The sequence below is a fragment of the Spongorhabdus nitratireducens genome (assembly GCA_947387575.1).
GTDB lineage: Bacteria > Pseudomonadota > Gammaproteobacteria > Pseudomonadales > Endozoicomonadaceae > CANDOC01.
In genome coordinates this window covers 43,830-69,683 of record CANDOC010000011.1, presented here as the reverse complement: position 1 = coordinate 69,683, position 25,854 = coordinate 43,830, and the positions used below count along the sequence as shown (strand labels likewise).

The window sequence follows — 25,854 nt, the reverse complement described above, 5'->3', positions numbered from 1 at the left end:
GCGAATCATCCGGAGATATTAATCTCTGTAGCGGCAGCACAGACTGATACTTTCGTGAATAGGACAGGCTTGATAGCTAATAGATAACCAATAAATGACGGTATTGAAGCCGTCATTTATTGGTGGGGGTGGAGGAGCTTCAGGCCGGAACAGCCTGCTCAGCAGCAACGTGCTCGACTACGGTTGTTTTGGCAATGTTGTCATGTACCGGACAGCGGGCACAGATGGCATCCAGAAATGCCTGTTTTTCTTCGGCAGTCATATCGGCATCAATCTCGGCACTGACATGGAAGCTCTGGAAGCCGATGCGGTCATCAGTCGGCTTGCCTGCCAGACCTGCGGTATTCAGCCCGGCTTCAACAGTCACCTTCATGCCTCGCAGTGCGAGCCTTTGCTGACTGGCCATGATTCGACCGATGCTGGCGACACAGCCACCCAGAGAAAACAGGAAGTATTCCAGAGGAGTCGGGCCGGCATCCTGTCCACCGGCAGCTTTTGGCTGGTCGATGACAGCAAGGTGGTTGCCTAATTGGGCCTCAATCCTGAAACCGTCTTCCATACTGGAGGTTACGGAAATAGTCTTGTTTACAGCCATCTGCGAGTACCTTTGGATTAACGCTGAATTAAATCATCAGGGCAGAAATAATATATTAGTTTTTTCTAATATTCTATTGCTATGAAGCAAATCTCCAGCCTGCCTTCAACTCAAAGAGTTTAATCCGTTACCCGGGTATGAAAACGACAAAGTTTATCCAGCTCGGCCCGCAGCTCATCCCCGGTGCTCAGAGCGCCAACACCGGCAGGGGTTCCGGTCAGAACGATATCGCCAGGAAGCAGAGTGAAATGCTGACTTATCTGGCTGATCAAAGCGGGGATCGCGGTCAGCATCTGTGAGCTGTTGCCCTGCTGACGCAGTAACCCGTTGATATACAGCTTCAGGTTAATATCATCCAGAGAAGGCAGGTGTTTGGTTGCCACAAAGCCGGTCAGCGGGCAGCTATTATCGAAAGCCTTGGCTTTCTCCCAGGGGTGACCTTTTTCCTTGAGCTGGCTCTGCACATCACGCAGGGTAAGATCCAGTCCCAGCCCGATACCTGTAATTGATGCGACAGCATCTTGTTCCGAAGCATCAGAGAGTTTCTGGCCAATCAGCACCGAGATTTCGGTTTCATAATGAACTTCACCCCGCTCAGAAGACAGCTTGATGGGGCGCTCAAAACGTGTAACGGCGGTGGAGGGCTTGATAAACAGCAGTGGCTCGGAAGGTATCGGGTTGTTCAGCTCCTTCGCATGCTCGGCATAGTTACGTCCCACGCATACAACTTTGCCAACAGGAAGATCGATGCCGTCACCACTGACCCATGTGTGTTTGTACGTCATAGTTTATCCATCTGCGTTACTTTATTTATCACTGGCAAGACAGTGACTGTCATTTTTCACAGATTGTTAGTATTCCTGATTTTTCAGGCAGTCTGCTCTGCCATTCTATCAGTCGCGGCGCTATGCTAGGAGAACGAGTTAGGAAAAGGGGTGAATGCCATGCCTGAACAACAACTCAATACCCAGATACAACATCTGCACGATCTGCTTGAAGGTCAACCGGTTGATGACTGTACTGCAGCCAGCTTGAGGCAGGTGACCAGTGAAATCCAGTTGGCTCTGGCCCGAGCTGAAGGGGAACTTCCCGCCGAAGCCTTTAATGACCAACTGGAACAGGAAGTGATTCAGTTTGCTGAAGATCATCCGGCATTGGCTCAGGCTGTTCGCCAGATTATGAATACGCTGAACAGTATGGGTGTATAAACGCAGTTTTTTCCTGCCTTACCAGATGAATAGCAGGCAGGATGCTGTTGCCACACCCATAATGCCGTTAAATATTCTCCAGGCTTTGGGCGTAGCCAAATAGTGCCTGATCAGGGAACCAAAACCGGCCCAGATGGAAGAGGTTGGAATCTGGGTCGCCCAGAATGCCATGGCGATAATCAGTGCTGAAAGCCAGTATTCTTCACCACTCAGAGTGAAGCTGCCTACGGCTGTAATCGCCATTACCCAGACTTTTGGATTCACAAACTGGAACAGCGCGGCTCCAAGGCAGGTCATTGGGCGGCTTGACGCTTTCGCATCATTACCGGGAGCGGAGGCTATAGCGATTTTCCAGGACAGATAAAGCAAATAGGCACTGGCTATCCATTTGAGGCCCATCTGCACCGCCGGGTACTTCTCAAAAATAATACCCAATCCGGCTGCGACCAGCAGTATTACTGATACCAGTCCGATTCCAATCCCGAACATGTGTGGAATAGTACGTCGGTAACCAAAATTGGCGCCGGAGGCTGTCAGCATCATGTTATTTGGCCCGGGGGTACCGGTCATGGTTGCTGCAAATAAAGCCACAGTCAGGAAAAGCTGAAACTCCACATTACCCACCTTGAAGTCTGTTTTTCATCCGTGACTTCAAAATTGTATCGATACAATTTAGGATGAAACAATTGATTTGTGTCATTTTTCACAAATGAACCCTAACAATCACCGATAAGTGATGCAAAGGAATTATTGTCACCATGACAATTGATAAGTATGTGCTGGAAGCACTGTCTTTATCCCGTTCTGAGGGCCCGATATACCGTCAGTTAGCGGATCATTTTGGACAGCTGGTTCAGCAGGGAGTTCTCAAACCGGGTGATAAATTACCGACTCACCGTGCTTTGGCGGATGAGTTACAGGTAACTGTTGGCACTGTGACCCGAAGTTATGCAGAGATGGAGAAAAGAGGTCTGGTTGAGGCGAGGGTTGGTGCCGGAACATTTGTGAAACAGTCTGAACGGCAAGGCTGGTTCCTGCAGCCGGTGAGAACTGAAAATCATGAGTGTAACCTGGGATACAATATTCCCCCTGCACTGGATCGTTCAGCGACGATACAGGAGGCTTTACAGCAGCTTGCGACATCCCGGGAACAGCTTGGCCACATGATGCTGTATCAGAAGGCTGAAGGCTTTGATCAACATCGACAGTGCGTAGCCGACTGGCTGAAGCAGCGTGGTGTTGCGGTTGATGCTTCCAGAATGCTGTTTACTTCAGGGGCTCAGCACGGTGTCCAGCTGGCCCTGACGGTGATGTGCCGGGCTGGAGATACATTGCTGGTGGAAAAATATGCTTACCCGGGGGTGATCAGCTTGGCACAGCAGCAACAAGTCAAACTGGAGCCGGTAGAAATGGATGACCAGGGCTTGCTACCACAGTCGCTGGAAGCAGCCTGCAAAAGGCACAATCCGCGAGCAATCTACTGCACTCCAACCCTGCAAAACCCTACGACAGCTATTATGAACTCAGAGCGAAGAGTTCAAATTCTGGCTGTTTGCCGTAAATACGGGGTAATGGTGCTGGAAGATGATGTTAACGGGCTCTTACCTACCAATCCTCCGCCCCCACTGGTTAATTCTGATCCAGATAATGTGATTTACATTGGCTCGTTGTCAAAATGCCTTGCACCGGGATTGCGGGTTGGATTTCTTAGTGCTCCAAAACGGTTGTATCGCCGGCTGGCTATAGCGCTTCAAAACCAGAGCTGGATGATTAGTCCAGTGTTGACTGGGTTATCCTGTGAGCTTCTGAGGAGTGGTGCTGCAGACCAGATCTTACAATGGGTTCAGGCTGATATGCGGCTCAGATACCAAATACTGCAACAAGTGTTGGGCAGCTTTGATATTCGCAGTCAGCCCAACTGCTTCCACTCCTGGCTCAGGATTCCTGATGAATGGCAATTGAATAAGTTTATTCGGGCTTGCCATCAGCAGGCAGTAACGGTCAAGTCGGGCGAGCTGTTTGTCCCGCCGGGCTGTAAAGCTCCACAGTATATCCGGTTGGCAATAAGTGGCCCTGAATCAGTGCCGCAGTTAGAGCAGGGCTTAGAAAAAATCAGAGATCTGATCAGCTAGAGCCCTGTCAGGAGCTGAGATCGTTAGTATTTTGCAAGCACCTCTGATATTGAAGTTTATTCAAGTGTTTGCAATTGAATTTAATTAGCAGCATAAACTGAATTATTTTTTAAAAGTCACTAAAAATAAATAAATGTAAAAATTAAGAGCTTTTGTATCAATATAAATAGCTTGATTTTGATTAGATATTTTTATTAAAAACAACTCCGATATGTAGGAATTGGTATAAACTTTAACGGTAAACCTTCGTTGCTAATCTACTAAGCAAAGGATTGTCATGAAGATTTATCAAAGATTTTTAAAGTGGTTTGTAAATCATATGAAATTAATGGGAATGGCATTGATATTGCCCTTCTTGATTATACTTCAGTTTCAACCAGTTGCAGCATCTGACTTTCCGCTGTTGGATATATTGTTTGATGACACTATCACTGATGATGTCAGGGTTGGTAAATTAAAACAGTATGATCAGGATAATAAGATTAACTGGTTAAAACCAACAATGACTGATGCAGAAAATCCGGGGAATTATTCATATGCTGATGGGCAGCCTTTCAATGCTGCAACATCAATTCCATACTCGGTTATGGTTCGTCGAATAGACAAGCTTTCACCCCACACAGTGAATTATATCCTTAGTGAAATGAAAACAGCCGGTATGGTGAGCTGGCTTGTTGTTCAGAATGTGAATGAAACGGGAGACCCTTTGGTTCAGATATCTCCTTTTCAGGATGTTCTGGGACAGGTAAATCTGTTCCAGTATCTTGGCGCTCAGACCAAAACACCTGAACCACGATTTGCTCTCTGGCTGGACTTATTGGCTCGGCTGCTTGAACTGGAAAATGAAGCTTATCTGGCAATGATGCCTCAGGGAACAGTTCTTCCCCGTTTGCAACAAGCTGCTCCCCCGCCGCCGCCAGCACCAACAGTGGCTCCCCCGCCGCCGCCAACTACAGCACCCCCACCGCCCCCACCGCCATCTGCTGGACCGCCACCTCCTGGCTGGCAGCCAAAAAAGAAAACAGCAACTGGTACGACGACTTCTGCTCCACCTGTGACGAAACCGCCGGCCCCAAAACCACCTACAAATGGCGGTGGACCTGGCCTTCCTCAGTTTGATCCCTCACAAGTCAAGCTCAGGAAGACAACACCAAACAGTCCTCCGACAGGCAGGGTGGAGACAGGAAATAAAAAAGGACCACCGCCGACTGTTGATTACAAAAATAAGCCAAAAAGGCCAAAGGCAGTTAACGATACAAATCAACAATAGTTGAACTGACAACTTAATCTGCTAACAAAAGAAGGTGCATTAATAGTAATGCACCTTCTTTTCTCGTTCTTGGCAGGATTTTCTGCTTGCTATCTTTTTACTAAATAACAAGGACTGGGTTCTGCTTTAATTGCCAGAAACTGATGGCGGGTAAAATCCAGATACCAGACACCGTCCGGCCCCAGGTGAGACGGAGCCATTTCCGCAGTCAGTTCACTAATGAACTGGGGCCATGCTGATTCCAGTGCAACGGGAATTGGATTAAAGATCGTTTCAACAAACTCCTGCATGTTGCCTGGCAGAGGAATGGCATGTTGAACCAGCTTGTAAGTTTGAGGCTGAAGTTTGCTGGCTTTCAGGTCTTGCAGTAATGATTTAGGCGTGGAAAAGTTTACTGGCGCTACGTCTTCCAGATTAAAACCGTACCTTGGCAGGGCACGCTTGAAGTGAGCCAGAAAGTGATTGCTCGCGAAATCCGATGTGGTTGCACCAAACTCTGCAGCAAAGTAGCCCCCTGGCTTCAGCGCCTTGCAGATCCGGCTGAACAGGGATGAATGATCCTGAATCCAGTGAATAGTCCAGTTGGAAAAAACCGCATCAAATTCATTATCAAAATTGATCTCCCTTGCATCCATCAGCCGTGCATCGATACCTTTTTGCAGGGCTTTTTCGATCTGATCCGGATTCATGTCGATACCGGTCACTATTGCGCCCTGGTCCTGCAACAGCTGACTGATTGAACCTTCACCACAGCCGATATCGAGTATCTTCATGCCGGGTTGAGGCTGAAGTAACGCCAGTGTTCCGGCAGAGAATCTGTGTGCAAGCCGGGCATAATGACTGTAGCTTTCGGGATTCCAGTGATGGACGGCCTTATTCATGGTGTTATGAGTGACGTCGTTGTGGATGGTAGAGCTACCAGTATGGATTCCACTGACGGTATCGCCATTCCGGGATGATGTATTAGGGCAGTCTCTGCTCCAGAAGCTCTACCAGCCGGCGTACTTTTGGAGAAAGGTGACGGTTCTGTGGATAAAGTGCCCAGATATTTTCCTCGGGTTCCTGATATTGCTGCAGGACTTTTCTCAATGAACCGCTGGCAATGGCATCGCCTACGTAATAGCTGGGCAGCTGGATCAAACCGATTCCCTTGAGTGCTGCATTCAGCAGTGTATAACCGCTGCTACAGGTCAGGCTGCCATGAACCCTGATGCTTCTGGCTTTGCCGTTCTCAGTAAACTGCCAGTGACTGTTATTTCCGACAAGGCAGTTATGCTGCCCAAGTTCGGACAGCGTGTGTGGCATACCCTGTCGTTCAATATATTCGGGTGATGCACAGACAAAACGGGTACGACTGGTCAGGCGTCGGGCAATCATGGATGAGTCAGGTAATGCTCCCAGCCGGATTGCAAGATCATAGCTACCTTCAAGCAGATCAATTTGCTGATTAGTCAGATTACAGATGACTTCAATATCCGGGTGCTGCTGCATATATTCAATAATTACCGGCATGATGAACTGCTCGCCATACGTTACCGGAGCGGTCATCCGGATGATGCCGCGTGGCTTATCATTAAGGCTTGAAACTGCTCGCTCTGCTTCTTCAAGGCCATCCAGTGCCAGCCGGCAGTGATGGTAATAGACAGTACCCTCTTCTGTCAGAGAAACCTTGCGGGTAGTGCGATAAAGCAGCTTGATTGCCAGCCTTTCTTCAAGGTTGCTGACTTGTCGACTGACATGGGCGGTAGATGTGTTAAGTCGTTTAGCGGCGGCAGTGAAAGAGTGGCTTTCAGCGACCGCTATAAATTCAACGACACCTGCCCATAACTGCATGATTATTACTGTCCTGTAAAAGTGAATTGCATCAGAGGCGGATTATCCTTTCGCGTTGGATAAATACAATAGAAACGAAATTAAGCAAATACACCATACTCATCCTGCATGCCTGACAGTATTGGCTGTTTCAGGGCAGGTGAATAGAAATTATGGAGCCGGGTCATGTCTGAACAGTTTATCAAGTCAAAAGCCGCCATTGCCTGGGGACCGGGTCAGCCGCTGTCGGTTGAAGAAGTTGATGTCATGCTGCCCAAAGCCGGTGAAGTGCTGGTGCGGATTGTGGCATCCGGTGTTTGTCATACAGATGCTTTCACTCTGTCCGGTGATGATCCGGAAGGCGTTTTCCCGGCAATTCTTGGCCATGAGGGCGGTGGTATTGTCGAACAGGTTGGCGAAGGTGTGACCAGTGTAAAGCCGGGCGATTATGTTATTCCGCTCTATACCGCTGAATGTGGCGAGTGCAAATTCTGCACTTCTGGTAAAACCAATCTATGCAGCGCGGTACGTGAAACCCAGGGCAAGGGGTTGATGCCGGATGGCACTACCCGTTTTTATAAGGATGGTGAGCCGATTTATCACTATATGGGCTGCTCCACCTTCTCAGAATACACGGTATTGCCTGAAATCTCGCTGGCAAAAGTATCTCAGGAAGCGCCTTTGGAAGAAGTCTGCCTGCTGGGCTGTGGTGTAACCACCGGTATGGGTGCGGTACTGAAAACAGCCAAGGTACAGAAAGGCGACACTGTTGCGATTTTTGGTCTGGGCGGCATCGGCCTTTCTGCGGTTATCGGTGCCACTATGGCCGGGGCCAGCCGGATTATCGGTATTGATATTAACGACACCAAGTTTGAATTGGCGAAAAAACTGGGTGCTACTGATCTGGTTAACCCGAAAGAGCACGATAAGCCTATACAGGATGTCATTGTTGAGATGACCGACGGTGGTGTGGACTTCTCCTTTGAATGCATTGGCAATGTTGAAGTGATGCGCAGTGCGCTGGAGTGCTGCCACAAGGGATGGGGTGAGTCGGTGATCATTGGTGTTGCTGGTGCCGGTCAGGAAATCTCTACCCGTCCGTTCCAGCTGGTAACTGGCCGTGTCTGGCGTGGCAGTGCGTTTGGTGGTGTGAAAGGTCGTTCTGAACTGCCGGGTATTGTTGAACAGTATTTGGCGGGTGAATTCAAACTGAATGACTTTATTACTCACACCATGGGGCTGGAAGAAATAAACGACGCTTTTGACCTGATGCACAAAGGCGAAAGTATTCGCAGTGTGATTCATTACAACAAGTAAGTTGAAGCCATTTACCGTAGTGCCTTATTTTGATTGAGGTGCTGCGGCCAGCCTGAGGAAAAGCCATGAATCTTGAAAATATCAGCTCCAGCAAAGTGTTTGGCGGTTGGCATAAGCAATATACCCATCGCTCTGAAGTACTGAACTGCAATATGCGGTTTGCAATTTATCTGCCGCCTGCTGCCAATACTGAAAAGGTGCCAGTACTCTACTGGTTGTCCGGTCTGACCTGCACCGATGAAAACTTTATGCAAAAGGCCGGGGCCCAGCGGGTAGCTGCTGAGCTGGGTATTGCGATTGTTGCTCCGGATACCAGTCCGCGCGGAGATGATGTGGCTGATGATCCTGAAGGTGCTTACGACTTTGGACTTGGAGCCGGCTTTTACCTGAATGCTACGGAGGCACCCTGGAACCGTCATTATCGAATGTATGATTACATCACTCAGGAGCTACCAGCGCTGGTTGAAGCGAATTTTCCGGTTTCAAGTATTCGCAGTATCAGTGGTCATTCGATGGGAGGGCATGGTGCGCTGACCATTGCCTTGAAAAATCCGGAAGCATACAAATCTGTTTCTGCCTTCAGCCCTATTTGCCATCCGGTTGATTGTCCATGGGGACAAAAGGCATTTTCCAGTTATCTGGGAAATGATAAGGAAAGCTGGAAGCAATATGATGCAGTTGAGCTGATTAAAACGACTGCTGCGAAAGTTCCGGCGCTGGTGGATCAGGGAAGCTCGGACGGTTTTCTCGAAGAACAGTTAAAGCCTGAGGCACTGAAGCAGGTAGTAAAAGCCACTGGTTATCCGCTAGAGCTGAGAATGCAGGAAGGCTATGACCATAGCTATTACTTTATTTCCAGCTTTATTGAAGATCACCTGCGATTCCATGCGAAGCATTTGTCTTCATAAACGCATGCGGGAAATCGGGCTTCGCTCATAAAAAAAGCAAAGCCCGATGCTATAGAGTAATTACACGTCCAGCATTTTGCCCGGATTCATAATATTGTTGGGATCAAAAGCCAGTTTGATCGCTTTCATATAGCTGATTTCTGCTTCGGACCTGGAGTAGCCCAGCCATTTTTTCTTCAACAGACCAACGCCATGCTCAGCGGAAACAGAACCTTTGTATTGCTGAACAATATCAAATACCTGCCGGCTGACGTTTTCACACTGTTGCAGGAATTCGTCTCTATCCAGAGCGTCTGGCTTGAGAATATTCAGGTGCAGGTTGCCGTCGCCGATATGGCCAAACCAGATAATTTCAAAGTCAGGATACTGTGAGTTTACAACCTGTTCGATTTCCTCAAGGAACATCGGGACCTTTGAAGTAACAACAGAAATGTCGTTTTTATAGGGCGTCCAGCGGGTGATGGTTTCGCTGATATACTCCCGGCACTTCCACAGATTTTCCAGCTGGCTCAGGCTCTGGCTGATAACACCGTCTTCCACATCGCCAGCTTCCAGGCACTCTTCAAACAGGTTCATAGCCTGTTCCATCAGCTCTTCATTCAGGCATTCGAATTCAAGCAGCGCATAGTATGGCGTCTTGCTTTCAAACGGACGCTGTACAGGATGATGTTCAACCACCTTGGCCAGAGCCTTTTCAGAGAAGAACTCAAATGCTGTCAGATCGATAGCTTTCTGGAAGCGTTCCAGTACCCGCATCACAGCCGGCATATCCGGTACACCCAGCAGCAGTGCGGTCAGGTCGCGCGGTGGGCGAACCAGTCGCATGGTGGCTTCAACAATCAGACCGAGAGTCCCTTCACCACCAATAAACAGTTGGCGCAAGTCGTAGCCGGTATTGTTTTTTAGCAGGTCGTGGTTCAGTTCCAGAATTTCACCTTTGCCGGTCACAACTTTCAGTCCGGCAACCCAGTCGCGGGTCATGCCATAGCGAATCACCTTGATACCGCCGGCATTGGTGGCGATATTACCGCCAATCTGGCTGGAGCCGCTGGATGCGAAATCAACCGGATAATACAGCTCCTGCTCTTCAGCAAAGTTCTGCAGTTGCTCGGTAATCACACCGGCTTCACAGCGAACGGTACGATCAACCGGGCTGAAATCCGAGATCTTGTTCATCCGGTCAAAAGAGATAACCAGCTCGCCATTCAGGGCGACGGCGCCACTGCTCAGGCCGGTTCGGCCTCCAGAAGGGACGATACCCAGTTTCTGCTCGTTGGCAAACCGCACCAGTGCCTGTACTTCATTGATATCTTTGGGAAAAGCAATGGCCAGCGGGGCCGGGGTATGGAATCGGGTCCAGTCACGGCCCCAGTTTTCCAGTGATTCGGCATCTGTTAAAACGCGCTTTGGCTCCAGCAACTGTTCCAGTTGGGCAATAATTTGTTGATGGTCTGCGTCCCGTTGACTGCTCATTTTTATACCGGGCCTCAATTTTTGGGCTGTTGGAAGATTTATTAAGCCGAAAGGCGATAGTTAGGTGAATTGCTACGTAGTTTCCACGGTGGGTCATGTTATCATACCCGCCCTGTTTGTCGTGAAGCACTGAAGCCTGAATCCGTGACAATAACCAAAGCCGGAGAAGGGTCTCAGAATTACGGCGGAATGGCTGCGAATAATAAACTGGGAGTCATCATGGCCACGACGTCTCTGGATAAGAACAAAATCAAAATTCTTTTGCTGGAAGGTGTCCATGCTTCGGCTGTTGAAAGCTTTGAAGCCTGTGGGTACACCAATATCGAGTACCTGACTACGTCCCTGCCCGATGATGAGCTGAAAGCCAAAATTCGGGATGCCCATTTTGTTGGTATTCGCTCCCGTACCCAGCTGACAGCTGAGGTGTTTGAAGCTGCGGAAAAACTGCTGGCTGTTGGCTGCTTCTGTATTGGCACCAATCAGGTTGATCTGGATGCAGCGACCAAGCGTGGTGTAACCGTATTTAATGCGCCTTACTCCAATACCCGTTCTGTTGCAGAGCTGGTGCTGGGTGAAGCGATTCTGCTGCTGCGTGGCATTCCCGAGAAAAGTACGCTGGCGCACCAGGGTGTGTGGCGCAAGTCTGCCAGTAACAGCTATGAGCTGCGTGGCAAGAAACTGGGTATTGTCGGTTACGGCAATATCGGCAGCCAGCTCAGTGTTATGGCCGAGTCCATGGGCATGGAAGTGAGCTTCTATGACACTGTATCCAAACTGCCACTGGGTAACGCCGAGCAGATTCGTGAGCTTGAAGATCTGCTGGCCCAGAGTGATATTGTCACCCTGCATGTTCCGGAAACACCATCTACCCAGTGGATGATTGGTGAAAAGGAACTGGCGGCAATGAAAGACGGCAGCATTCTGTTGAATGCCTCCCGTGGCACCGTTGTTGATATTCCTGCACTGGCCTCAGCACTGGAATCCGGCAAGCTGGCCGGAGCGGCGATCGATGTCTTCCCGGAGGAGCCTCGCTCTAACGATGAAGAATTTATTTCTCCACTGCGTGGTCTGAACAATGTCATCCTGACGCCGCATATCGGTGGTAGTACGCTGGAAGCCCAGGCCAATATCGGTAAGGAAGTTGCCGAGAAACTGGTGAAATACAGCGATAACGGTACTTCATTGTCGTCTGTTAACTTCCCTGAAGTAGCCTTGCCGGGGCATCCGAACAGCCACCGTATTTTGCATATTCACCACAACGTGCCAGGTGTTTTGGGATCAATTAACAAGATCTGCTCCGACAACAATATCAACATTACCGGCCAGTACCTGCAGACCCGAGGTGATATTGGTTATGTGGTTATTGATCTTGATGCATCCAACAGTGAAGTTGCGCTGGAGAAACTGCAGCAGGTCGAAGGAACTGTTCGCTGTCGTGTACTGTACTGATTAATTTTTTATTCGGTATAAACAAGAAACCCGGCATTCGCCGGGTTTCTTGTATTCAAAGGAGGTAAAGGAGCATTAGTGCTGCATATGCTCAATACCGCCTTTGGCCTTTTCACGCATACCCTGGATTATCCGGTACAGAACCGGAGTCATCAGAGTACCGATAATGGTTGCCGCCAGCATACCGCAGAGTACTGTCATACCCAGTGATACCCGGCTGGCAGCACCCGGACCGGTAGCCACAACCAGAGGCAGAATACCCAGTACAAACGACAGTGCTGTCATCAATACCGCCCGGAAACGCAGTTTTGCTGCAGCCTGTGCGGCATCAACAATGCTCAGTCCATCCTGATCCCGTTTGGTCATGGCAAATTCAACAATCAGAATCGAGGTCTTTGCCGAAATACCGATCAGCAACACCATACCGATCTGGGCGTAGATGTTATTGACCATATGGGTCAGGGTCAGACCTACCGCCGAACCAAAGATCGCAATCGGTACAGAAGCGATAACCGAGAACGGAATATTCCAGCTCTCATACTGTGCCACCAGGAACAGGTAGACGAACAGAACTGCTAGTCCGAACAACATCGGTGCCAGATTACCGGCTGTGATCTCCTGACGGGTCTGTCCGGCCCATTCAAAAGTGTAACCGTCTGGCAGCTTTTCTGCCAACTCGGTCATAACTTTGATGGCATCACCGGTGCTGTAGCCGGGAGCGGCTTCACCGTTAATTGTTACAGAACGGTACAGGTTAAACCGGCTGATAGTCGTTGGACCCTGAATAGGCTTCATCTCCACCATGGTGGACAGAGGCACCATTTCGTTTTTGCTGTTACGGACAAAGAAGTTGTGCAGGTCTTCCGGCTTGGTGCGATATTCGCTGTCAGCTTGCATCACGACCTGATAAATCCGGCCAAAACGGGCGAAGTCATTGATATACAGTGATCCCAGCTGTGCCTGAAGAGTCTGATACACCTCTGACAGGCTGACACCCATGGCCTTGGCCTTATCCCGGTCAACCTCAAGGTAGAACTGGGGCACATTGGCCCGGAATGTACTGAATACCCGGCTTAGTTCAGGCTGCTGATTCGCTTCATACAACAGGCCGTTCATGATCTGGGCCATTTCCTTCGGATCCCGGCTCATGGTGTCCTGCAGCCGGAAGTCAAAACCACTGGTAGAACCGAGACCTGGAATGGGTGGCATCTCAAAGGCAAATGCCTGAGCATCCTGCAGACTCCACAACATGCCCTGCATCCGGCCTACGATAGCTTCCGGCTGCATATCCGGTGTTGTCCGCTCGTCCCAGTCCTTCAGTACCGCAATACCGAAGCCATTATTTGAACCTGCACCACCCAGAATACTGAAACCGGAAATACCGATGAAGTGTTTTACCGCGGGATCCTGACGGATCATGACCGAGATATTTTCCATCACATCATCGGTACGGTTGATGGATGCAGCATCCGGCAGCTGAACGTTCACAAATACAAAGCCCTGGTCTTCGTTCGGCACAAAACCGGAAGGCAGACCTTTCAGCAGATAGCCGGCTCCAGCCGCAATTACCAGGAACAGAATGCCGATACGGGCGGAACGTTTCAGCATCCAGCCAATCACACCGGAGTAACCGGCTGTCATGCGGGTGATGCCTTGCTCAAGAGGCTTCATAAAGCCCAGGTGGGACATCTTGTCCGCACGCAGCAGAGTGGCACAAAGGGCCGGACTGAGAGTCAGTGCATTGATAGATGAAATGATAACCGCAACAGAAATCGTGACGGAGAACTGTTTATACAGTGTTCCGGTCATACCCGGCATAAAGCCTACAGGAACAAACACCGCCAGTAGTACCAGAGTGGTTGCAATAACCGGCCCGGTCACTTCTTTCATCGTGATTCGAACGGCTTCTATTGGCGTCAAGCCTTCCGATATATGCCGTTCGACGTTTTCAATAACAACAATAGCGTCGTCTACTACAACCCCGATGGCCAACACCAGACCAAACAAAGAGATAGTGTTGATCGAATATCCCAACACATTCATCACAGCAAAGGTGCCGATCAGGGAGACCGGAATGGCAAGGGTTGGAATCAGGGTCATACGGAAGTTCTGCAGGAACAGAAATACTACCAGTACTACCAGAGCTACAGCCTGAAACAGGGTTGTGGTTACTTCCTCAATAGAGCGATCGATGAATTTTGTAGTGTCGTATACGATGTCGTATTCAAGGTCTTCCGGGAAGCTTTGGGAGAGGCGCTCCATCTCTTTGTAGATACCCTCGGCAACCTGTGTCGCATTCGCTGAGGGCAGTTGATAGGCAACAATAAAAGAGGTCGGAGCATTGTCCAGCAATGCTTTGCCGGTATAAGCCTTGGAGCCCAGCTCGATTCGGGCAACATCCCGCATCCGGACAATAGAGCCATCGGTGTTGGCGCGGATAATACTGTTACCGAACTCTGCTTCAGTTTTCAGGCGCCCCTGGGTTTGAATCGTATACTCAAACTGCTGATCCGGCAGAGTAGGTCCCTCTCCCAGTTTACCAGCGGCAACAATCAGGTTTTGCTCCTGCAGAGTGCGCTGAATATCACCTACAGTAATACCCAGTGAGTTCATCCGATCCGGATCCAGCCAGATTCGCATGCTGTAAGTTTGCTCACCCATTACCTGCATTTTACTGACGCCGGCAACCCGGGCCAGGGGTTCAGTCAGATAGTTGGTGGCATAGTTACTCAGGAACAGATTGTCATAGGTGCCATTGGGCGATGTCAGGTTAATACCCAGCAGCATATTGGTTGACTGCTTGAGTACACTGATACCCTGGCGCCTGACCTCTTCCGGTAGCTTTGGTGTTGCCAGAGATACACGGTTCTGGACGTTCACCTGGGCGATATCATCGTCAATACCGGGGTTGAAAGTAATGGTTATTGTGGCTGCACCATTATTGCTGGCGGTTGACTCGATATACAGCATGTCCTCCACCCCATTGACCTGTTCTTCAATGGGGCGAATAACGGACTCTTCAACAATCTGGGCACTGGCACCTGGATAAACTGCTGTAATCTGCACCTGTGGTGGTGCAATTTCCGGGTACATGTTAACCGGCAGGGTAAACAGTGAGAGCAATCCTGCCAGTGTTATAACGATTGATATGACAAAGGCGAACTTGGGGCGCCTTATGAAAAAATGACTGAACAGCATGACTTAGTTCGCCTCGCTGTTCGGTGCATTACCGGCGTCATGCATAACACCAGTGGTTTTATCCACAACCTTAAGTACCGGGTTTACTGCAATACCAGGGCGAACCTTCTGCAGGCCGGAAACAATGACTTTTTCTCCTGCTTTCAGGCCTGATTTAACAGACCACATCGGGCCAATACGACGACCTGTCTCGATAATCCGGGTTTCTACCTGATTACTTTCATCGACAACCAGGACAAAACGTCCCTGCTGGTTTTCCTGTACTGCAGCCTGGGGGATAAGCGGCATTGGCTGTTTTTTGGTGCTGTCAGCAACAAGAGTTACATACAGGCCCGGCAGCAACAGTTTGTCGGGGTTAGGGAAACTGGCCCGAATGTTTACTGTACCCGTTGCTTCATCGACCTTGATGTCAGCAAAGTCAAAGTTACCTTTTTGATCGTAAACGCTGCCATTTGGCAGTTTAAGGCTCAGGTTGAAGTCATCATTGGCATCAGGATTCCGGGCATGAGACTGTTGATAAGTAATCTGTTCTTTCTCGTTGACCTGGAAATTAACGTGGATTGGATCAATTTGAATCAGTTCTGCCAGAGGAGAACTTGAGGGACCAACCAGGTTGCCAACGCTGTAGGTCTCTTTACCAATTTTGCCGCTGAAAGGCGCATGAATTTCGGTGTAAGAGAGATTGATTTCAGCTGTTTCAAGCTGTGCTTTGGCTACCTGCACATTGGCTTTGGCCTGTGCTTCAGCACTGGTCAGTTTATCCAGGTCAGCTTTGCTCATATGACCTTTTGGATAAAGCTCCTGACCACGCTCAAGGTCAGCTTTAGCTCGAATGGCTTCAGCCTCGGCACTGGCAAGACTGGCCCTGGCCTGACTGAGTGCTGCTTTGAACGGTGCCTGATCGATTCGGAAAAGCAGCTGGTCTTTTTCAACATTGGCGCCTTCAGTAAAGCCGCGTGTTTCGATAAAGCCTTCAACTCTTGCCCGTAACTCGACTGTTTCACTGGCTTCTGTTCGGGCGACGAATTCACGATATTCACCGACCGGCTCCAGCGGAACAGAAATGACAGAAACAGCCGGGGCTGGCATCTGGAATTCAGCGTCAGTTGTTGCTTGTTCATCAGAGCAACCGGCTAAAAAGGCAAGCCCCAAAATCAGCGAGGCAGTTCTAAAGGCGAGTTTTCCGGGTATATGCATAACGTCCCTCAATTGATGGGCATCCCGCTTTTTAAAGGGGTTTTGTTCTGTTGGTCATCCATGGCGCTTTAGAGCCTGTTCACAATCTTATCGTGGGCTGCAAATGCCGATAAAAACCTCAGGTGCTCTGCTTTTCCTCGTTACATAGCACCACTATGCGCCTCGAAAAATCAAAGCACCTGAGGTTTTTCTCAACATTTTCGCTATCCACGAAAGATCATGAACAGGCTCTTAGAGCAAAGCGTCAAATAGCCCCTTGCAGCAACAGGGGACTAGCCATTGTTATTTCTCTGCTGTTTTCAAAGAGCAGGCAGTGAAATTAAGAAGTCTGGGAAAGAGGCAGGCTACGCCAACAAGGAACTATCGTCTAGTTGAGGAGAATACTAACATACAGGAATGTATGTTAGTGAGTAGTGCAGAACGTGGCGTAATTTTTATTCAGTATTCTGGTGAACTCTTGCTGTGGCGGGTAATCTGAAAAACAGTATTGCTGCGATAACTTCCAATAAGCACAGCATAGCGAGACCCTTACCATGTTCGGATGGATCAGGCGTAAAAGCCTTGTTTGTGGCGCTCTTGTTTGTGGGACATTTGTGTGGAGCGTTGCTCAGGCTGCAACACCTCCACCAGATGTAGAGTTGGCCGAAAAGCAGACGCTCACCAGAGCATTGCGGGGTGATCCCGAATCTCTTGATCCTCAACTGGTAACCGGTATTCCCGGCAACCATGTTACTCAGGATCTGTTTGAAGGGCTGGTAACCCAGAATTTGCAGGGCGACATTATTCCGGCCCAAGCTGAAAGCTGGGAAACGTCTGCAGACGGAAAGACCTGGACTTTTACCCTCCGCAAGAAACTGAAGTGGTCAGATGGTCAGGAGTTGACTGCCCGTGATTTCGAATATGGGCTGAGGCGATTGGCTGATCCGAAAACAGCGTCCACCTATGCCTGGTATCTGGAAGCGATGGGTATTGAGAATGCGGGTGAAGTTATCAGTGGCAAATTGCCTGTTGCTGAACTCGGAGTCAAAGCAATATCCGGACATGAGCTTCAGCTTCGGCTTGCCTATCCAGTGCCCTATCTGGTTCGCCTTCTGGTTCACCGTGCTGTATCACCGATTCCCCGCCATGCAGTGGACAAATTCAATCGGGACTGGGTTGCCCCCGAGAATATTGTTGTTAATGGTGCCTTCAAACTACTAAAGCGAGTGGTTAACGAGCGCATAGTGCTACAGCGCAACCCGCTTTACTGGAATAGTCAGCATACTGTTCTCGATACAGTGACCTATTTGCCGTTGCCTTCGGAAACAGCTGCGCTGCACCGCTACCGTGCTGGTGAAATTGACATTATGGCCAATCTGCCGGCCAGCCATTATGACCAGTTATCCAGACAACTCCCGGATCACCTCCACTCTGTTCCATTACTGGAAACTTATTACCTTACCTTCAACACCCGTGAAAAGCCGTTTGATGATGTCAGGGTAAGAAAGGCACTGTCTTATGTTATTGATCGTGAGCGGATTGTTGGCAGTGTTCTCAGGCAGGGGCAGAAAGCAGCTTATACTTTCGCGCCTGAAATCGTTGCAGGCTTTACTCCGCCAACACCTGAATATCAGCGCATGAGTGCAGCAGAGAGGGAAGAAACTGCTCGTCAGTTGTTACAGGAAGCTGGTTTCAGCGAATCCAATCCTCTCAGGTTTACCTATATCTACAACCCGACGGATATTAACCGCATGATTGCCATTGCGATTCAGGCCATGTGGCAAATCCATCTTCCGGTAAATGTCACTTTGCAATCGCTGGAATGGGCAACCTATCTGGATATGAAGCGCAATGGCCGTTATCAGGTGGCGCGCGCCTTGTGGCAGGGTGATTACAATGATGCATCGACCATGCTGGGGATACATACGCCACAGCATTCGAATAACAGCAGCTTTTACAATAATGAAAGATTCAACCAGCTCTTGAGTCAGGCACGGCGTACTGCAGATGAAAGTGCCCGGAACCGTTTATATGCTGAAGCTGAACTTGTAATGGCGAATGATGTACCGGTGGCTCCAGTGTACTGGAACTATAACCTCTATCTGGTTCGGCCGGAGCTGGGCGGTGTCAGTGTGAATAATCCCAGTGGAAGGATGTATTCCCGCGAAATCTATCGGGTCAAAAAGAAGTGAGTGTTATTGCCAGCATGTGTCGACCAGAAAGTCGGCACATGCTGGAAAAATGACGAGCAGCTATCAGGCAGCAGCGCCCGGCAGGTTGCGAACCAGCAGAGAGAAGTCTCCCGGCTGACTACCTTCCGGCATCGGGATCTTCACCTGGTGACCGGAACCCGGTGCAACTTCCACTGACTCACCCTTGCGATTTTCAATCGCATCCAGCTCGAACACATGGTTGCCTTCCGGGGTCATCAGTTCCAGCGTATCGCCTTTCTCGAAACGGTTACGCACATCAACGGTCATTACCTGACCGTTGCAGTCTACGATATCGCCAACAAACTGCTGGCGGGTACCTTTTGAGGTGCCCTGCTCATAGTTTTGGTATTCGTCGTGAACGTGACGGCGATAGAAACCTTCGGTGTAACCCCGGCTGGCCAGATTCTCCAGCGTATCCATCATAGACATGTCGAACTTGCGACCGGCTACGGCATCATCAATTGCCTTGCGGTAAACCTGAGCGGTACGTGCTACATAGTAGAAAGACTTGGTACGGCCTTCGATCTTGAGGGAGTGAACACCCATCTCGGTCAGACGCTGTACGTGCTGAATTGCGCGCAAGTCCTTGGAGTTCATGATGTAAGTGCCGTGCTCATCTTCAAACGCAGGCATGAACTGATCCGGGCGACCTTCTTCCTGTAGCAGGAAGATTTCATCCGTAGTTTCGCCTTCGCCCAGAGTCGGTTGTGGCTTGATCTGTTCCGGTTCAATAGTCTGTACCGGAATGACATCACCACCGGCAGTTTCCTTGGCTTCATGAGCCTGGTACTTCCAGCGGCAGGAGTTGGTGCAGGTGCCCTGGTTCGGGTCACGCTTGTTGATGTAGCCGGACAGCAGGCAGCGACCGGAGTAAGCGATGCACAGTGAACCGTGAACAAATACTTCGATTTCGGTGTCAGGGCACTCTTCGCGAATTTCCTGAATTTCATCCAGAGAAAGCTCACGGGACAAAATAATCCGGCTGACACCCTGCCTGGCCCAGAATTTAACAGTTGCGAAGTTTACAACGTTGGACTGTACCGACAAATGAACTTCCTGATCAGGCCAGCGCTCACGGACTTCCATGATCAGGCCCGGATCGGACATGATCAGCGCATCCGGTTTCATGGCGATTACCGGTTCCATATCACGCAGATAGGTGCGCACCTTGCTGTTGTGAGGAGCAATATTGCTGGCCAGATAGAATTTGCGACCGAGGCTGTGAGCTTCCGCGATGCCGTTGCCGAGATTCTCCAGACCGAAGTCATTGTTACGTACCCGCAGGCTGTAGCGTGGCTGGCCGGCATAGACCGCATCGGCGCCATACGCGAAGGCGTAGCGCATGTTCTTCAGCGTACCCGCAGGGGATAGCAGTTCAGGCTTCATGATCATCGAGTATTTATTCACCGTAAAAGAACACCTTGCAGGGGTATCCTTTTCGCTCATGGCTATTAGGGGAGGCGAATTATAGCAGGGTTGGAACGATGAAAAAGTAGTCGTAATTTACCCGATAGATCCGATGTCATTGCCTGTAGATAAAAAGCAAGGCTCGTAGTGAGCCTCAAAGCCTTGGAGAAAGCGTATTAAACAGTGAAATTTCAGAGGGTATTGTTGATCAAATAGCGCTGCCATTCTTTAGGTTGGCCATAGAACTGGTTCAGGGGTAGGGGCTTAAAGCATCCCTGATCAGCCTCCAGTCCGACAGAGGGAAAGCCATTACCCTGTACCTTTTCCATCAGCTGCATGGATGCATGAAAATGTTTGTGGGTGTTTAGTCCCAGAAGAACGCGGAAGGTTTTAGCAAAGGCTATTTCATTAATGCCTATGTTTCCGGCCAAAGCCAGTAGTGTTGATTCCTGAGAAATATCCAAACCTGATACATAATGAGCCTGCTGGATAGCGTTCAACAGTTTCAGTCCGCAGCCACCCAGGCTTTCGGCAGCAAGAATGGCGGCGGAGGGTGGTTCGGAATCAAATACAACCTGAGTGTTTCTCAATAACCCGTCAAAGTAGTCCTTTCCGAATTGTTGGTCACTGAGTTGGGCAATGCGTTGATCCTGAGGTATTACATAGCTTCTCCATGCCTCACTGACTTTCTTTCGTCGGCCAGCAGCAAGCATACCGCCGCAGTGCAGCCTGACTTCCAGGTTTTCAATATTCTTGCTGGCATTCAGCAGCGGCAGTGCTGCGTAAGTCCAGCCGCAGTAAGGCTCGACAATATAGTGAAGAACAGATCGGGTCATTTAATACTCATGTTCAAAAGAGAGGCGGGCTTTTGGTTAGCCCGCACTGGAGATGGATAAAGACTTCAGGGGTACATCTTGTCTACAGAAGGCTTACTGAGGCCACTTCATTTCACCCATAACAACTTTTGCACTGAGTTCCAGATCCTGGATATTGCTGAACTCCGGGTACAGTTGGGTCATGCGCTTGATCAGGTCAGCACTGTTTTTGGAAACTGCGGCCTGCTCATCAAAAGCTGCGATATATTCCCGGGTAGACTGGATACTGGATTTATCCATGGCAGATTCACCCATATAGTGACCGGGGATTACTTTTTCCGGGTTCAGGGCTTCGATCCGGTCCAGTGTTTTCAGCCAGGTCTGGCGTGACTCCGGGGTCTGGTTATCTGCCATCCAGACGTGGACATTTTCATAAACCGGAACGCCGCCAGCGATGGTCTTTGTCGAAGGAATCCAGAGCACGGTATGGCTGGGGTCATGCTTCAGTCCAAATATTTCGATGGGTTCGCCATCGACGGTCAATGTGCTGCCCTTTACTTTCTCGGGATAAACCAGATGTTCTGGTGCATTGGCTTTCAGAATCGGGCCCCAATAAGCTTGCTTACCTTCTGCGGTTTCCCGGATCTTCTTGATAGTGGCGGGTGTCGCCACCACACGGGCTTCAGGGAATTCACCGGTGATGACATCCAGCCCGAAATAGTAATCCGGGTCGTAGTGGCTGATATAAATGGTTTTCAGGGTTTTGCCGCTGGCTTTGATTTTATTGACCAGATTCTCTGCATCGTTGCTTTGGAACTGGGCATCAACCAGCATGATTTCACTGTCGCCACTGATCAGGTTTGACGATACAGGAAACAAACTGGCCGTTCCTGGGTTGTAAGTGTCAACGCTGAGTGGCGCTTTTGGTGCCGTATCATTCATGCTGCAGGCTGAAAGCAGTGCTGCAGCGGCAAGGGGAGCCATTAATTTGAGAGATAACTTTTTCAGCATGGGGCCGTTTCCTGTGTTGTTCTCTGCTGGAAGATGGCCTTATCTTAAATTTCGTTATGTGGTGTAAAAACCGTAAAATGATCGATAGTTTGTTGCATTAATCGGTTTAATTATGGACAGAGTCACAGCCGCTCATGTTTTTGTCACCATTGTGGAGCGGGGAAGTATGGCGGGAGCAGCGGATATGCTGGATATGTCCCGCTCCATGGTGAGTCGCTACCTGTCTCAAATGGAGGGCTGGGCAGGTGCCCGGTTACTGCATCGCTCGACCCGTTCGCTCAGCCTGACCCCGGCCGGAGAGGTTGCTCTGGAACATTGTCTCCAACTGCAGGAGCTTGCAGAAGGACTGAAAGGGGTCGGAATGGCTGCTGATCAGACTCCGGGAGGAAAGGTCAGGATCAGTTGTGCTCCCTCTCTTGCTGACAGTGTGCTGGTACCGTTTCTTCAGCAATACCTGGACAGGTTTCCTGCGGTTTCGGTTGATCTGCAGGTCAGCAATCAGACCGTCAATATGGTAGAGGAGCGGATTGATCTGGCAATCCGGATTACCAACGCTCTGGATCCCAACCTGATCGCAAGACCTCTGGGACAGTGTCGCTCTGTACTCTGTGCTTCCCCGGAATATCTGGCTTCACAGAATGTAATCCACACGCCTTCTGATCTTACCCGGCACAACTGTTTGACGTATTCCCATTTTGGCAGCCAGTGGCAGTTTGAGCACAAGGGCGAACCTGTTGTGGCTTCGGTAAGCGGCAATTTCTGTGTGAATGAAGCTTTTATCGTTCTGAAAGCAGCAGTGGCAGGCATGGGGGTCGGGCTGTTGCCATTATATGCTGCCAGTCCCTATCTTCGATCAGGCGCTTTGGTACAGCTGTTACCGGACTATCAACCTGAAACACTGGGGATTTACGGGGTCTATCGCTCCCGAAGGCATATGTCTCCGGCGTTACGGGCTTTGATCGATGAGCTGGTTGAACACTTCAGCCGGATTGAGATCTAGCCAGTTATCAGTAAGGCACGAATGACAGGCACAAAAAAACCCGCCGGAGCGGGTTTTTTCTGAAGCGTCGATCTTACTTGATCTTGGCTTCCTTGTACTCAACGTGCTTGCGTACAACAGGATCGTACTTCTTGAATACCATCTTGTCCGGCGTGTTACGCTTGTTCTTGGACGTGGTGTAGAAGTGACCGGTGCCCGCAGAGGAAACCAGTTTGATCTTTTCGCGAATCGCTTTCTTAGCCATTTTTTACCGCTCCTAAATTAAACTCGCTCGCCACGGGCGCGCATTTCGGTCAGAACGGCGTCGATGCCCTTCTTGTCGATGATACGCATACCTTTGGAGGTGACGCGCAGACGCACGAAGCGGTTTTCGGTAGCAACCCAGAAACGCTTGTAGTGCAGGTTCGGCTCAAAGCGACGCTTGGTCTTGTTGTGAGCGTGAGATACGTTGTTACCGGTTACCGGGCGCTTGCCGGTGACCTGACAAACCTTGGACATGATTCCTCTCCAACCACGTGCCAGCCATCCGGCGGCCTGTCGAACGGATTCCCGTAACAACCAGGGGCCTGCCTGCTGTGGCTGGTTATAAAAACCTGTAACGTCAGCTGAAATCAGGGCGTGTAGCACCTTACAGTCAGCGTCAGCACAGAAGTTAAAATCTTATTAGTGAGTTGCCGGGCCATCACCTGGCCATCGACACCCGGCCATCGCCGAAGTCTGGCAGGCCCATCACTGATCTATAAAGAGCGGGGTTTATACCAGAAAGACCACCCCCAGACAATAATTTGTACAAAATATACGCATTAATCAGGGGATCGGAGGGGAACGAACAGGTATCCTCCTTAATGGTCTCACCGCCGGCGGGTATGGTAACAAACTGTGGCCTGCAGTTCTGCTTAATGCAGCAAAAAATATTCTGCCTCTGTTGGAAAAAACTGTGACTAAAAGAAAGTGCTGTGCCCGTTGTACCCGCCCGGAAGCGTATTGCTATTGCTCCGGGCTGGAGCCAGTAAATACCTGCGCCCGAGTGGTTATTCTGCAGCATCCGTCAGAGCAGAAACACCCGCTGAATACCGCCAGAATTCTGGCGCTGGGATTGAATAACTGCCAAATCATTCGGGGTGAAGACTTTACTGAGCATGATGAGTTGAATGCCTTGCTGGAAGCTAACAGGGGAAATGTCTGGCTGCTATTTCCCGGTGAGCAGGCCTGCTCACCTGAAGACGTCAGGGCAACTTCTGTAGCATCCGGCAATGCCCCATTAGTGGTTGTACTGGATGGCACCTGGCGCAAGGCAAGCAAGATCTGGCATTTATCCCGTAATCTGCAACAGCTGCCAAAAGTGGCTCTGACAGATATTGCCGAGTCAGCCTATCGAATTCGCAAGGCTCCGGCCAAAGGCCAGCTTTCTACTCTGGAAGCAGTATCAACCTTGTTGCATGAGCTGGGACAGAGCTCAGGATCATTACAGCCGATGCAGCAAGCCTTTCACCGAATGATAGATTTGCAGATTAAAGCCATGGGGCAGGATGTGTTTCGTCGGAATTATCCACAGTTCGCTCAGGAAAACTGAGCTCAGGACTACATCAAACCTCGTTCCGCCAGAGAAACTGTCTGGCCATCACCCACGATCATATGATCCAGCACTCGGATATCTACCAGAGCCAGTGCTTCCTTGAGGCGTTCGGTCAGCCTGATATCAGCCTGACTGGGCTCCGGATTACCGGACGGATGGTTGTGGGCAAGAATAAGAGCGGCTGCATTCCGGTGCAGGGCACTCTTCACAACTTCCCTCGGATAAACAGTGGCGCTGTTGATTGTGCCCTGGAACAGAATATCGAAGGCAATGACCCGGTGCCGGTTATCCAGAAACAGGCAGGCAAAGACTTCTTTTTTGTAGTCTCTTAAATGCAACTGAAGATATTGGCGAGTCAGCTTCGGGCTGGTCAGAGCATCCTGTTGTTCCATTGTTTCGGCTAAATGACGACGTGCCAGCTCCAGAGTAGCGTGAAGCTGGCAATATTTAGCCTGCCCCATACCTTTAACCTGACTGAAAGTATTCAGGTTGGCATCGAATAGCTTCCTCAGGCTACCGAAGTGAGTTAGCAGTTCGCGTGCCAGATCAACAGCAGAAAAGCCGGCTGTGCCGGTGCGCAGGAAAATAGCCAGCAGCTCTGCATCGGAGAGGCTGCCGGCACCTTTATTCAGTAACTTTTCACGGGGACGTTCGGTTTCGGGCCAGTCACTGATCGACATTATTTATTGGGAGGGAATGAATGCCCGGTGGGTTGCTCGATCAGTGGTGTAGACCAGTGAGCATGACGGATCAGCCATTGATCCTTGTGCTTTTCGACATAGAAAGTCACCCGTACAGGCGGGAAGGTTCGCCATTGATCCTGGCCGATGGGGAGGTAACGTACGGATAACTCCGCCAGTACAACGCCGGCATCGCCGTGCAGCATGGTATTGCTGTAGGTGCGCTTGATTTCAGTTCGGGCTTCCTTGAAGTCACGTTCCAGCCCTTTGCGGAAATCATCTCTGGCTGCAGTATGCTCATCAGCACCCGTGCCCCAGACATCAATCTGACCTTCTTTCACTACCAGTTTGAGCAGGCTGTCTGTGTCAGCCTTCATATAGGCTTCTATATACTGGTTCATTACCTCGTTGGCAGCAGCCTTGTCGCTTTTAGAGGGTGCATCCTTCGCAGCCACACTATTCACCATAATAAAGAGAAGAAGGATCATGAGTATCTGCGAAGCGATACCTTTCAGGGGACCGATACCTTTTGTGCATTTCATTACTGTAAGCTCGCTATCCAATAGGCCGGATGATAAACCCGAGTGAGTCGAATGAAATCGAATACTGGAGAA

At 49.9% G+C, this 25,854-nt stretch carries 24 protein-coding genes; 9 read left to right on the top strand and 15 right to left on the bottom strand.

What is annotated here, in order from left to right:
- Positions 1–139: 139 nt before the first annotated feature.
- Together ACYZZ0_RS18695 and ACYZZ0_RS18690 are read right to left on the bottom strand one after the other, a co-directional pair.
- Positions 140–595 carry an OsmC family protein gene (locus tag ACYZZ0_RS18695; protein ID WP_461538175.1) on the bottom strand — a complete coding sequence of 152 codons (456 nt, stop codon included), beginning with the start codon at positions 593–595 and terminating at the stop codon, positions 140–142.
- Positions 596–714: 119 nt separating this feature from the next.
- A complete protein-coding gene (locus ACYZZ0_RS18690) occupies positions 715–1,380 on the bottom strand; it encodes a fumarylacetoacetate hydrolase family protein (protein ID WP_461538174.1) in 666 nt (221 codons plus the stop codon).
- 159 nt (positions 1,381–1,539) lie between these two features.
- Between ACYZZ0_RS18690 and ACYZZ0_RS18685 the strand changes: the two genes are divergently transcribed.
- Positions 1,540–1,803, top strand: coding sequence for a DUF4404 family protein (locus ACYZZ0_RS18685; RefSeq protein WP_461538173.1), 264 nt, complete (start codon positions 1,540–1,542; stop codon positions 1,801–1,803).
- Between the two features lie 18 nt (positions 1,804–1,821).
- On the opposite strand, the gene ACYZZ0_RS18680 is transcribed toward ACYZZ0_RS18685, so the two are convergent.
- Positions 1,822–2,418, bottom strand: a complete 597-nt coding sequence (locus ACYZZ0_RS18680; protein WP_461538172.1) for a LysE family translocator — start codon at positions 2,416–2,418, stop codon at positions 1,822–1,824.
- Positions 2,419–2,561: 143 nt separating this feature from the next.
- On the opposite strand from ACYZZ0_RS18680, the gene ACYZZ0_RS18675 reads away from it, so the two are divergent.
- Both ACYZZ0_RS18675 and ACYZZ0_RS18670 read left to right on the top strand, forming a co-directional pair.
- Complete coding sequence (locus tag ACYZZ0_RS18675; protein WP_461538171.1) at positions 2,562–3,935, top strand: aminotransferase-like domain-containing protein; 1,374 nt, start codon at positions 2,562–2,564, stop codon at positions 3,933–3,935.
- A 277-nt stretch (positions 3,936–4,212) separates the two neighbouring features.
- Positions 4,213–5,205, top strand: a complete 993-nt coding sequence (locus ACYZZ0_RS18670; RefSeq protein WP_461538170.1) for a hypothetical protein — start codon at positions 4,213–4,215, stop codon at positions 5,203–5,205.
- A gap of 89 nt (positions 5,206–5,294) precedes the next feature.
- Here the strand turns inward: ACYZZ0_RS18670 and ACYZZ0_RS18665 are convergent, their stop codons facing one another.
- Both ACYZZ0_RS18665 and ACYZZ0_RS18660 read right to left on the bottom strand, forming a co-directional pair.
- Positions 5,295–6,086: a class I SAM-dependent methyltransferase gene (locus tag ACYZZ0_RS18665; RefSeq protein WP_461538169.1), complete on the bottom strand. Its 792-nt coding sequence runs from the start codon at positions 6,084–6,086 to the stop codon at positions 5,295–5,297.
- Positions 6,087–6,168: 82 nt separating this feature from the next.
- Positions 6,169–7,038: a LysR substrate-binding domain-containing protein gene (locus ACYZZ0_RS18660; RefSeq protein WP_461538168.1), complete on the bottom strand. Its 870-nt coding sequence runs from the start codon at positions 7,036–7,038 to the stop codon at positions 6,169–6,171.
- Between the two features lie 165 nt (positions 7,039–7,203).
- Between ACYZZ0_RS18660 and ACYZZ0_RS18655 the strand changes: the two genes are divergently transcribed.
- Together ACYZZ0_RS18655 and fghA are read left to right on the top strand one after the other, a co-directional pair.
- Positions 7,204–8,334, top strand: a complete 1,131-nt coding sequence (locus ACYZZ0_RS18655; protein WP_461538167.1) for an S-(hydroxymethyl)glutathione dehydrogenase/class III alcohol dehydrogenase — start codon at positions 7,204–7,206, stop codon at positions 8,332–8,334.
- 65 nt (positions 8,335–8,399) lie between these two features.
- The gene (fghA, locus tag ACYZZ0_RS18650) at positions 8,400–9,242 is read left to right on the top strand and encodes an S-formylglutathione hydrolase (RefSeq protein WP_461538166.1); all 843 of its coding nucleotides are present in this window, start codon (positions 8,400–8,402) and stop codon (positions 9,240–9,242) included.
- Positions 9,243–9,302: 60 nt separating this feature from the next.
- Here fghA and ACYZZ0_RS18645 read toward each other — a convergent pair whose 3' ends face one another.
- The gene (locus tag ACYZZ0_RS18645; RefSeq protein WP_461538165.1) at positions 9,303–10,715 is read right to left on the bottom strand and encodes an FAD-binding oxidoreductase; all 1,413 of its coding nucleotides are present in this window, start codon (positions 10,713–10,715) and stop codon (positions 9,303–9,305) included.
- A 219-nt stretch (positions 10,716–10,934) separates the two neighbouring features.
- Between ACYZZ0_RS18645 and serA the strand changes: the two genes are divergently transcribed.
- Positions 10,935–12,164 (top strand): phosphoglycerate dehydrogenase, encoded by a 1,230-nt coding sequence (gene serA / locus ACYZZ0_RS18640; protein WP_461538320.1) that lies wholly within the window; start codon positions 10,935–10,937, stop codon positions 12,162–12,164.
- Between the two features lie 75 nt (positions 12,165–12,239).
- On the opposite strand, the gene ACYZZ0_RS18635 is transcribed toward serA, so the two are convergent.
- Together ACYZZ0_RS18635 and ACYZZ0_RS18630 are read right to left on the bottom strand one after the other, a co-directional pair.
- Positions 12,240–15,362, bottom strand: a complete 3,123-nt coding sequence (locus ACYZZ0_RS18635; protein WP_461538164.1) for an efflux RND transporter permease subunit — start codon at positions 15,360–15,362, stop codon at positions 12,240–12,242.
- 3 nt (positions 15,363–15,365) lie between these two features.
- A complete protein-coding gene (locus ACYZZ0_RS18630) occupies positions 15,366–16,559 on the bottom strand; it encodes an efflux RND transporter periplasmic adaptor subunit (protein WP_461538163.1) in 1,194 nt (397 codons plus the stop codon).
- A gap of 593 nt (positions 16,560–17,152) precedes the next feature.
- On the opposite strand from ACYZZ0_RS18630, the gene ACYZZ0_RS18625 reads away from it, so the two are divergent.
- Positions 17,153–18,730 (top strand): peptide ABC transporter substrate-binding protein, encoded by a 1,578-nt coding sequence (locus ACYZZ0_RS18625; protein ID WP_461538162.1) that lies wholly within the window; start codon positions 17,153–17,155, stop codon positions 18,728–18,730.
- A 63-nt stretch (positions 18,731–18,793) separates the two neighbouring features.
- Here the strand turns inward: ACYZZ0_RS18625 and trhP are convergent, their stop codons facing one another.
- The 3 genes from trhP to ACYZZ0_RS18610 all read right to left on the bottom strand — a co-directional run bounded on the left by trhP (position 18,794) and on the right by ACYZZ0_RS18610 (position 21,984).
- The gene (trhP, locus tag ACYZZ0_RS18620; RefSeq protein ID WP_461538319.1) at positions 18,794–20,137 is read right to left on the bottom strand and encodes a prephenate-dependent tRNA uridine(34) hydroxylase TrhP; all 1,344 of its coding nucleotides are present in this window, start codon (positions 20,135–20,137) and stop codon (positions 18,794–18,796) included.
- A 212-nt stretch (positions 20,138–20,349) separates the two neighbouring features.
- Positions 20,350–20,994: a DsbA family protein gene (locus ACYZZ0_RS18615; protein ID WP_461538161.1), complete on the bottom strand. Its 645-nt coding sequence runs from the start codon at positions 20,992–20,994 to the stop codon at positions 20,350–20,352.
- Between the two features lie 93 nt (positions 20,995–21,087).
- Positions 21,088–21,984 (bottom strand): MBL fold metallo-hydrolase, encoded by an 897-nt coding sequence (locus tag ACYZZ0_RS18610; RefSeq protein ID WP_461538160.1) that lies wholly within the window; start codon positions 21,982–21,984, stop codon positions 21,088–21,090.
- Positions 21,985–22,096: 112 nt separating this feature from the next.
- Between ACYZZ0_RS18610 and ACYZZ0_RS18605 the strand changes: the two genes are divergently transcribed.
- Entirely contained in the window at positions 22,097–22,984 is an 888-nt protein-coding gene (locus ACYZZ0_RS18605) for a LysR family transcriptional regulator (RefSeq protein WP_461538159.1), read from the top strand.
- Positions 22,985–23,057: 73 nt separating this feature from the next.
- On the opposite strand, the gene rpmG is transcribed toward ACYZZ0_RS18605, so the two are convergent.
- Together rpmG and rpmB are read right to left on the bottom strand one after the other, a co-directional pair.
- Complete coding sequence (gene rpmG, locus ACYZZ0_RS18600) at positions 23,058–23,228, bottom strand: 50S ribosomal protein L33 (RefSeq protein ID WP_461538158.1); 171 nt, start codon at positions 23,226–23,228, stop codon at positions 23,058–23,060.
- A gap of 17 nt (positions 23,229–23,245) precedes the next feature.
- A complete protein-coding gene (gene rpmB / locus ACYZZ0_RS18595; protein WP_461538318.1) occupies positions 23,246–23,482 on the bottom strand; it encodes a 50S ribosomal protein L28 in 237 nt (78 codons plus the stop codon).
- A gap of 439 nt (positions 23,483–23,921) precedes the next feature.
- Here rpmB and ACYZZ0_RS18590 point away from each other — a divergent pair, with 439 nt between their 5' ends.
- A complete protein-coding gene (locus ACYZZ0_RS18590) occupies positions 23,922–24,557 on the top strand; it encodes a tRNA-uridine aminocarboxypropyltransferase (protein ID WP_461538157.1) in 636 nt (211 codons plus the stop codon).
- A gap of 8 nt (positions 24,558–24,565) precedes the next feature.
- Here the strand turns inward: ACYZZ0_RS18590 and radC are convergent, their stop codons facing one another.
- On the bottom strand, positions 24,566–25,240 hold the full coding sequence (gene radC / locus ACYZZ0_RS18585; protein WP_461538156.1) for a RadC family protein: 675 nt from the start codon (positions 25,238–25,240) through the stop codon (positions 24,566–24,568).
- Positions 25,240–25,728 carry a nuclear transport factor 2 family protein gene (locus ACYZZ0_RS18580; protein WP_461538155.1) on the bottom strand — a complete coding sequence of 163 codons (489 nt, stop codon included), beginning with the start codon at positions 25,726–25,728 and terminating at the stop codon, positions 25,240–25,242. The genes radC and ACYZZ0_RS18580 overlap by 1 nt, the downstream gene beginning before the upstream one ends.
- Positions 25,729–25,854 lie beyond the last annotated feature (126 nt).

Excerpts from the sequence above, each read along its gene's own strand:
- ACYZZ0_RS18695 (WP_461538175.1), bottom strand. The coding sequence starts at position 595 with ATGGCTGTAAACAAGACTATTTCCGTAACCTCCAGTATGGAAGACGGT.
- ACYZZ0_RS18690 (WP_461538174.1), bottom strand. The coding sequence starts at position 1,380 with ATGACGTACAAACACACATGGGTCAGTGGTGACGGCATCGATCTTCCT.
- ACYZZ0_RS18685 (WP_461538173.1), top strand. The coding sequence starts at position 1,540 with ATGCCTGAACAACAACTCAATACCCAGATACAACATCTGCACGATCTG.
- ACYZZ0_RS18675 (WP_461538171.1), top strand. The coding sequence starts at position 2,562 with ATGACAATTGATAAGTATGTGCTGGAAGCACTGTCTTTATCCCGTTCT.
- ACYZZ0_RS18670 (WP_461538170.1), top strand. The coding sequence starts at position 4,213 with ATGAAGATTTATCAAAGATTTTTAAAGTGGTTTGTAAATCATATGAAA.
- ACYZZ0_RS18665 (WP_461538169.1), bottom strand. The coding sequence starts at position 6,086 with ATGAATAAGGCCGTCCATCACTGGAATCCCGAAAGCTACAGTCATTAT.
- ACYZZ0_RS18660 (WP_461538168.1), bottom strand. The coding sequence starts at position 7,038 with ATGCAGTTATGGGCAGGTGTCGTTGAATTTATAGCGGTCGCTGAAAGC.
- ACYZZ0_RS18655 (WP_461538167.1), top strand. The coding sequence starts at position 7,204 with ATGTCTGAACAGTTTATCAAGTCAAAAGCCGCCATTGCCTGGGGACCG.
- fghA (WP_461538166.1), top strand. The coding sequence starts at position 8,400 with ATGAATCTTGAAAATATCAGCTCCAGCAAAGTGTTTGGCGGTTGGCAT.
- ACYZZ0_RS18645 (WP_461538165.1), bottom strand. The coding sequence starts at position 10,715 with ATGAGCAGTCAACGGGACGCAGACCATCAACAAATTATTGCCCAACTG.
- serA (WP_461538320.1), top strand. The coding sequence starts at position 10,935 with ATGGCCACGACGTCTCTGGATAAGAACAAAATCAAAATTCTTTTGCTG.
- ACYZZ0_RS18635 (WP_461538164.1), bottom strand. The coding sequence starts at position 15,362 with ATGCTGTTCAGTCATTTTTTCATAAGGCGCCCCAAGTTCGCCTTTGTC.
- ACYZZ0_RS18630 (WP_461538163.1), bottom strand. The coding sequence starts at position 16,559 with ATGCATATACCCGGAAAACTCGCCTTTAGAACTGCCTCGCTGATTTTG.
- trhP (WP_461538319.1), bottom strand. The coding sequence starts at position 20,137 with ATGAAGCCTGAACTGCTATCCCCTGCGGGTACGCTGAAGAACATGCGC.
- ACYZZ0_RS18615 (WP_461538161.1), bottom strand. The coding sequence starts at position 20,994 with ATGACCCGATCTGTTCTTCACTATATTGTCGAGCCTTACTGCGGCTGG.
- ACYZZ0_RS18610 (WP_461538160.1), bottom strand. The coding sequence starts at position 21,984 with ATGCTGAAAAAGTTATCTCTCAAATTAATGGCTCCCCTTGCCGCTGCA.
- ACYZZ0_RS18605 (WP_461538159.1), top strand. The coding sequence starts at position 22,097 with ATGGACAGAGTCACAGCCGCTCATGTTTTTGTCACCATTGTGGAGCGG.
- rpmG (WP_461538158.1), bottom strand. The coding sequence starts at position 23,228 with ATGGCTAAGAAAGCGATTCGCGAAAAGATCAAACTGGTTTCCTCTGCG.
- rpmB (WP_461538318.1), bottom strand. The coding sequence starts at position 23,482 with ATGTCCAAGGTTTGTCAGGTCACCGGCAAGCGCCCGGTAACCGGTAAC.
- radC (WP_461538156.1), bottom strand. The coding sequence starts at position 25,240 with ATGTCGATCAGTGACTGGCCCGAAACCGAACGTCCCCGTGAAAAGTTA.
- ACYZZ0_RS18580 (WP_461538155.1), bottom strand. The coding sequence starts at position 25,728 with ATGATCCTTCTTCTCTTTATTATGGTGAATAGTGTGGCTGCGAAGGAT.